This is a genomic window from Leucobacter sp. M11 (genome assembly GCF_035726885.1).
In the GTDB taxonomy this organism is placed as follows: Bacteria; Actinomycetota; Actinomycetes; order Actinomycetales; family Microbacteriaceae; genus JAPFRB01.
Window position 1 is genome coordinate 647,247 of the sequence record NZ_JAPFRB010000003.1, and the last position, 5,059, is coordinate 652,305.

The 5,059-nt window shown below is 71.7% G+C and carries 4 protein-coding genes and 1 pseudogene; 1 reads left to right on the top strand and 4 read right to left on the bottom strand.

The genetic code is table 11. The annotated features are described in order from the left end of the window. Window positions 1-17 precede the first annotated feature (17 nt). The gene (locus tag OOT08_RS11460) at window positions 18-1,208 is read left to right on the top strand and encodes an ABC transporter ATP-binding protein (protein ID WP_442916238.1); all 1,191 of its coding nucleotides are present in this window, start codon (window positions 18-20) and stop codon (window positions 1,206-1,208) included. A gap of 40 nt (window positions 1,209-1,248) precedes the next feature. Here the strand turns inward: OOT08_RS11460 and OOT08_RS11465 are convergent, their stop codons facing one another. The 4 genes and pseudogenes from OOT08_RS11465 to OOT08_RS11480 form a co-directional block, all read right to left on the bottom strand. Continuing rightward, entirely contained in the window at window positions 1,249-3,072 is a 1,824-nt protein-coding gene (locus OOT08_RS11465) for an ABC transporter ATP-binding protein (RefSeq protein ID WP_325092759.1), read from the bottom strand. After that, window positions 3,072-3,542 carry a 6,7-dimethyl-8-ribityllumazine synthase gene (gene ribH, locus OOT08_RS11470; protein ID WP_325092760.1) on the bottom strand — a complete coding sequence of 157 codons (471 nt, stop codon included), beginning with the start codon at window positions 3,540-3,542 and terminating at the stop codon, window positions 3,072-3,074. Before ribH ends, OOT08_RS11465 begins: the two co-directional genes overlap by 1 nt. Further along, window positions 3,539-4,798, bottom strand: coding sequence for a GTP cyclohydrolase II (gene ribA / locus OOT08_RS11475; RefSeq protein WP_325092761.1), 1,260 nt, complete (start codon window positions 4,796-4,798; stop codon window positions 3,539-3,541). The genes ribH and ribA overlap by 4 nt, the downstream gene beginning before the upstream one ends. Before the next feature lies 1 nt (window position 4,799). Then, window positions 4,800-5,059: pseudogene (locus OOT08_RS11480) on the bottom strand (riboflavin synthase); the annotation flags it as partial.

Consider the following 5,059-nt stretch of genomic DNA (forward strand, 5'->3'; position numbering starts at 1 on the left):
CGCAGAAAGCAGAACTCGTGACCCACGCCGCCCCCGACCAGGCTTCCCCCGAGATCCGGCGCTCCGGCGCCCCGGTGCGGCTGGATGCCGTCACGAAACGCTACGGGCAGACCACGGTGCTCCGGGGCCTTGACCTGGAGCTCGCGCCCGGGGAACTCGTCGCCCTGCTGGGCCCTTCCGGCTGCGGCAAGACCACCGCGCTGCGCTGCCTGGCCGGCCTCGAAGCCCCGACGAGTGGCCGCGTGCTCATCGGCGGCGAAGACGTGTCCCGCGTGCCAACGAACCGACGCGATTTGGGCATGGTGTTCCAGGCATACTCGCTTTTCCCGCACCTCAGCGTGGCCGAGAACACGGAGTTCGGCCTCCGGATGCGCCGGGTGGCGAGCCCGGAGCGCCGCTCGCGCGTCGCCGAGGCGCTGGAGACGGTCGGCCTCGGACATCTCGCGGACCGGCTCCCGCACGAGCTCTCCGGCGGGCAACAGCAGCGGGTCGCGCTCGCCCGCGCGCTGGTCACCCGCCCGCGCGCCCTGCTCCTGGACGAGCCGCTCTCGGCCCTCGACGCGAAGGTCCGGGTGCGGCTCCGCGAGCAGATCCGGCAGATCCAGGTCGACCAGGGCATGACGACGCTGTTCGTCACGCACGATCAGGAGGAGGCGCTCGCGATCGCCGACCGCGTCGCCGTGATGCGCGAGGGGCGCATCGAACAGCTCGGCACCCCAGAAGAGCTGTACCGGCGTCCGGCGACGGCCTTCGTGGCCGAGTTCATCGGCCTGAGCAACCGGCTCGCGGGCACCGCGACCGCGGGCGGCGTCCGGGTACGCGGCGTCGTGCTCCCGGTGCTGCCGGGTTCCGATGGCTCCGGGACGGGCGCGGGGGCCGTGACGGCGCTCGTGCGCCCGGAGCACCTCACCATTCACGCCCGCACAGCCGCCCCCGACCGACCGGGGGGACCGGTCGGGGGCCCGGGCGGAGCCTCCGCCCGGCCGGAGACGACCGCAACGGTGCGGTCCTCCGGGTTCCTCGGTGCGCTCCGGCGCACCGTCGTCGAGTTCGACGACGGCGAGATCGCCGCGGTGCAGCACGCGGCCGACGAGGCCTTCGCGCCGGGGGAGCGCGTCGGGATCGGCTTGACGGCGGACCCGGTGCGCCTCGCGGACCCGAGCCTCGCCCGGGTGCCAACCCCCACCGGGACCACCCCCGTGAGCTGACGACTGCCGCGTGGGTTTGGGGGGGACCACGCGGAATTCGTCAGCTCGCGGAGGGTTCCTCCGCCACGAGGAGCTGGTGCTTCGCGAGCTCCCGGTAGAGCGGGGTGGACTCGACCAGCTCCGCGTGGGTGCCGGAGCCGATCACGCGGCCGGACTCCAACACGATGATCTGGTCGCTGTCGACCACGGTAGACAGGCGGTGCGCGATCACGATGAGCGTGCGGCCCGTGGCGACCGAGTCGAGCGCCTCGCGCATGAGGCGCTCGTTGACCCCGTCCAGGGAGGCCGTGGACTCGTCGAGGAGCAGGATCGGCGGGGCCGCGAGCAGGGCGCGCGCGATCGCGAGCCGCTGCTTCTCGCCGCCGGAGAGCATGATCCCGTCCTCGCCGACCTCGGCGTCGAGGCCGTTCGGGTGCCGATCGAGCACCCCGCCGAGGTTCACGGAGCGCAGCACGCGCTCGCAGTCCGCGTCGCTCGCGTCCGGGCTGGCCAGCAGCAGGTTTGAGCGGATCGTGCCCGCGAGCACCGCGGCGTCCTGCTCGACGTAGCCGAACTGGGCGCGGGCCTCGGCCCGATCGAGCGCCCGAAGGTCCACCCCGAACAGGGAGACGACGCCGGATTGCGGGTCGTAGAAGCGCTCGATGAGCCCGAGGATCGTGGACTTTCCCGCGCCGGAGGGGCCGACGAGCGCGGTCCGGGAGCCGCGGGACACCGCGAAGCTGACGCCGTGCAGCACGTCGGTCTCGGTGACCTCCTCGGTCTTCGGGTCGAGCGAGCGATAGCCGAAGGCCACGTCGGCGAACTCGATGGCCGGGGCGTCCTCGTCGCGGGCCTCGTCGAGGCGGACGAGCGGCGCGATCTCACGGTCGCCCTGGGTCTCGGTGGGCAGGGTCGCGATCTCCTGGATGCGGCCGAGCGCGCCGAGGGCCTGGTTCACGGCGCTGATCGCGCCGAAGGCCTGCCCGAGCGGCATGATCATCATGAACAGGAAGATGATGAAGGTGACCAGCTGCGCAATGTCGATCGCGCCCGTGGCGACCCGGTACCCACCGAGTCCGAGCACGACGAGAAACGAGGCCTGCATCGCGATCCCGGCGACGGGGACGATGAGCGCGGAGATCTTCGCGACCTTCACGCCGAGCCGCCACGCCTCCGTGGCCTCGCCCGTGATTGCCTCGGCCTCGCGCTCGGTCGCCCCGGCGGCGCGAATCGTGCGCACCGAGGAGATCGAGCGCTCGACGGCGGCGGCGAGGTCGCCGACCTTTGCCTGCGACTTCTGCACTGCGGGCCGGATCCGGGCGCTCATCAGGACCACGGCGACCAGGGCCACGAGGATCACGCCGAAGGTAATCCCGAAGAGCACGGGGTCGATGATGAGCATCGCGATGAGCGCGCCGACAAAGGTGAGCACCCCGCCGATCGCCTCGACGAGGCCCTGGGTGAGCACGGCGCGCAGGAGCGTCGTGTCGGAGCCGATCCGGGAGACGAGGTCCCCGGTGCGGCGGCGGTCGAACTCGCTGATCGGCAGGTGCAGGATCCGCTCGATGAGGCGGCGCCGGCTGGAGAGCACGACGCCCTCGCCCATCCGCTGCAGCAGATAGTGCTGGAACCCGGTCAGCAGCGCGCTGATCACGACGAGCGCGACGAGCGCCCAGACCAGGACGCCGAGCGGGCTGGCGTCCTGCACGCGGGTGATGACCTGCCCGACGAGCAGGGGCTGGCCGAGGGACGCGGCCGCCCCGAGCACGCTCAGGACGATAATGAACCCCAGCATGCCCTTCTGCTCGAAGAGATACGGCAACAGCTCACCGAATGTGGCGCGGGGCCCCTCCTGGGCTTTCCCGCGAGTTCGACCGCGGGCCATTAGGCGCGGAGCTCGCGCAGCAGCACGGCCGCGGCCAGGGCGGCCTCGGCGGCCTCCTGGCCCTTGCTCTCCGTAGACCCGGGCAGCCCGGCCCGGTCCAGGCCCTGCTGCTCGTTGTCCAGGGTCAGCACCCCGAAGCCCACCGGCTTCCCGGTGTCGAGCGCGACCCGGGTGAGCCCGTCGGTCGCCGCGGAGGACACGTATTCGAAGTGCGGGGTGCCCCCTCGGATGATGACGCCGAGGCACACCACCGCGTCGAAGCCGTTCTCGAGCGCGGTCTGCGCGGTCACGGGAAGCTCGAAGGCTCCGGGGACGCGGAGCAGGACCTGCTCGGCGCCCGCGGAGAGCAGCGTCTCCTCGGCGGCCTCAATCATGCCGTTCGTGATCTCGTCGTGCCAGCTACCCGCGATGATGGCGACCCGGAGGCCGGTGCCATCGATCGAGAGCGTGGGGGACCCTGCGCCGCTCATCGTGCTCCTTCTGCGCCGACGCCCTCGGTCGGCAGCTCGTGCCCCATCCTGTCACGCTTGGTGTCCAGGTACCCGGAGTTTTCCTCTGAGCGCCCGACCACGAGGGGGAGCCGCTCGCCCACGGTGACGCCGTACTGGGTGAGCTGGCTCACCTTGTCGGGGTTGTTCGTGAGCAGCCGGATCTGGCTGAGGCCCAGGTCGGCGATGATCTCGGCGGCCGCGCGGTAGTCACGGGCGTCGGCGGGCAGGCCGAGCTGGAGGTTCGCGTCGAGCGTGTCAACGCCCTGCTCCTGCAGCTGGTAGGCGCGCAGCTTGTTGGCGAGGCCGATGCCGCGCCCCTCCTGGCCGCGCATGTAAATCACGAGGCCACCCTGCTCGGCGATCAGGTCGAGGGCCGCGTCGAGCTGCGGGCCGCACTCGCACTTGAGCGAGCCGAAGGCCTCCCCGGTGATGCACTCGGAGTGCACCCGGACGAGGGCACCCTGGGCGGCGGGGTCGCCGCCGATCAGGGCAACGTGATCGACGCCCTGCCGGCGGTCGCGGTAGGCGCGCATCCGCAGCTCGCCGTGCGTGGTGGGCACGCGGGTCTCGGCGCGCAGGCTCACGCTGCGGTGCTGGCGGTCCTCGGGGGCGGGGCAGCCGTCCGGGTCGTGCTCGTTGAGGTACTCGATCAGCTTCTCGATCGTGGTCACGAGGATGCCGTCGCGCTCGCCGAGCTCCAGGAGCCCGGGCAGGCGCATCATTTCGCCGTCCTCCGCGACGATCTCGCCGATTGCGGCGACCTCGCGCAGCCCGGCGAGGCGCATCAGCTCCACGGCGGCCTCGGTGTGCCCGTCCCGGGCGCGAACGCCGCCGTCGACGGCGCGCAGCGGCAGGATGTGGCCGGGCCGGTTGACGTCGCTCGGCACCGCATCCGCCTTGGCCAGGGCGCGCAGCGTGGTGGCGCGGTCCCCGGCGCTGATCCCGGTGGTGACGCCGGAGGCCGCGTCCACGGTGACCGTGTAGGCCGTGGTCCGCACGTCCTCGTTGCGTTCGACCATCATGGGCAGGTCGAGCTGGTCGGCGATTTCGTTCGTCATGGGGGCACAGATGAGGCCGGAGGAGTACTTCACGGTCCACGCCATCCACTCCTGGGTGGCGAGTTCGCCGGAGAGGATGACATCGCCCTCGTTCTCGCGGCCCTCATCGTCGGCGACGATGACCGGGCGACCCTGCTTAATGGCTTCGATGACCTCGGGGATCTCGGCAATGCTCATGTCAGTTGTTTCCTTCTGCGGTGATGGTGGGGAAAGACGGGGTGGGCGCTGCGGCGTCGAAGCGCAGCATCCGGGCGACGTGCCGGGCAAGCACATCGGTTTCGATGTTGACCCGGTCGCCGGGGGTGAGCGCGCCGAGCGTCGTGGCCGTCAGGGTCTCGGGGATCAGGGACACCTCGAACCACTGCTCGGGGGCCTCTGGCTCGCTCAGATCGCTCACGGTGAGGGAGACGCCCTGCACGGTGACGGAGCCCTTGTCCA